This is a genomic window from Brachyspira catarrhinii, from assembly GCF_005518285.1.
In the GTDB taxonomy this organism is placed as follows: domain Bacteria; phylum Spirochaetota; class Brachyspiria; order Brachyspirales; family Brachyspiraceae; genus Brachyspira; species Brachyspira catarrhinii.
On the sequence record NZ_SJDU01000448.1, the window covers coordinates 1 to 1,660 of the forward strand.

Annotated in this window: 3 protein-coding genes; 1 reads left to right on the top strand and 2 read right to left on the bottom strand. The window is 30.9% G+C overall.

All coding sequences use genetic code 11. The features are described 5' to 3' along the window. Positions 1–232: 232 nt before the first annotated feature. Positions 233–415 (bottom strand): TIGR04076 family protein, encoded by a 183-nt coding sequence (locus tag EZH24_RS14930; protein ID WP_201798593.1) that lies wholly within the window; start codon positions 413–415, stop codon positions 233–235. A gap of 3 nt (positions 416–418) precedes the next feature. Beyond that, positions 419–562 (bottom strand): hypothetical protein, encoded by a 144-nt coding sequence (locus tag EZH24_RS14935; RefSeq protein ID WP_201798594.1) that lies wholly within the window; start codon positions 560–562, stop codon positions 419–421. Between the two features lie 92 nt (positions 563–654). Between EZH24_RS14935 and EZH24_RS11370 the strand changes: the two genes are divergently transcribed. Beyond that, entirely contained in the window at positions 655–1,524 is an 870-nt protein-coding gene (locus EZH24_RS11370; protein WP_137999213.1) for an arginase family protein, read from the top strand. Positions 1,525–1,660: the final 136 nt, after the last annotated feature.

A 1,660-nucleotide genomic window follows, 5' to 3' on the forward strand; every position in this document is an offset into this window, starting at 1 on the left:
AGTTTTAATATTCAGTCGGAAGAATTTATAAAAAATCCTTCAAAGAAAATAAAGCGGTTTTTGTATAAATAAAGATGTTAACATTGTAGTTGGCTTTTAATCTCGAAATAATCCGCATAGAATATATTGCCGCGTTCATACTCGCAATGACGATCAAGACGATTAAATAAAAAATATACAATAAATTAAATACTATATTTTTTACAATTAATTATTATAATAACTTTATAATTTAGTCTTCTATATCAATTCTTTCAATTTTAAAAATAACGGGACGAGTTCCATCGTTACAGCAGGCTATCATCATCTTTTCATCGTTTGTCCAACCGTTCATAATAGAGCCTCCTTGCAAAGCGGAATATACATATCTGCTTATACAATCCCATGCTTCTGAGCAAAATTTTCCGTCAAGCATACGCTAAAAATTATAGCCTTCGAGTAAAAATGTATCTCCTACTTTAAATAAAGGGCAAGCTCCAACTTTCGGGTCGGCTAAATATTTTTCTTGCAATTCTGAAAAAACTACCGAATCGATAACCGTGATTTTGCATTGATGTTTCATTAAAATTATTACCCCGTTTAATTAATTTTGAATTTGCATTTTATATTATAATAAATAAAATACAATATTATTTAATTTAAGGAGATTATATTATGTCAAAAACTATAAGATTGATTTATCCTCAATGGCAGGGAGGAATTATCTCTCAATGGATACCCGAACTTTCGGCGGAGGATTCTTCGAGAGGTTATTATTTGGGAGCGCAATTATTGAATATGCTCGCTCCAAAAAATGACTCGCAGGAAATTTTTGAAGTTCCGATTTCTACCGACATAAGTAGTAGAGAAATTAAAAATAGAATTATGGATTATGATTTTATTCTTAATCAAACCAAAGAAGCTCTCAATATACTTGAAAAAAATAATCCCGATAAAATAATCGTATTCGGCGGAGAATGTTCTGTAAGCGTAGTTCCTTTTACTTTTCTTAATAAAAAATATAATGACGATACGGCTCTTATATGGATAGACGCTCATCCCGATATTACTCTTCCAAACGATTCTTATGCGGGCTATCATGCGATGGCGGTGACAGCTTGTATGGGAGAGGGCGATAAAAAAATAATGTCGGAGCTTCCGAGTAAAATAGATTCTTCAAAAATTTTATTGGTTGGAATAAGAGATTGGGAAAGAGAAGAGATAAAATTAAGACAACAAAAATACGGAATTAAACATTTGACTCCCGAAGAAGTTTCCGAAAATAGCGACAGAATAATTAATTGGCTTAAGGAATGCGGCGCTTCAAAAGTTTTGATTCATTTCGATTTGGATGTCCTCGAACCTAAAGAGTTGATAGCGGCGGTTGGCGTTGTAGAAAACGGAATGAAAATAAAAGAAGTAGTTAGAGTCATAAACGATATTGCGAAAGAAAAAGAAATTGTCGGTTTGACTATAGCGGAACATATGCCGAGAGTGGAGATTATGATGAAAAATATTCTTGACGCGCTTCCTTTGATTAGATGAAATAAATAAAACTTTAAATAAAAAATTTTTTTGTTTTAAAGTGTTGACATATTTTTTAATTCATGCTATAATTTATATAAATAAAGTTAATGAATAATGGATAAATTATTTATGATTAATAAAAATTACTATAAAT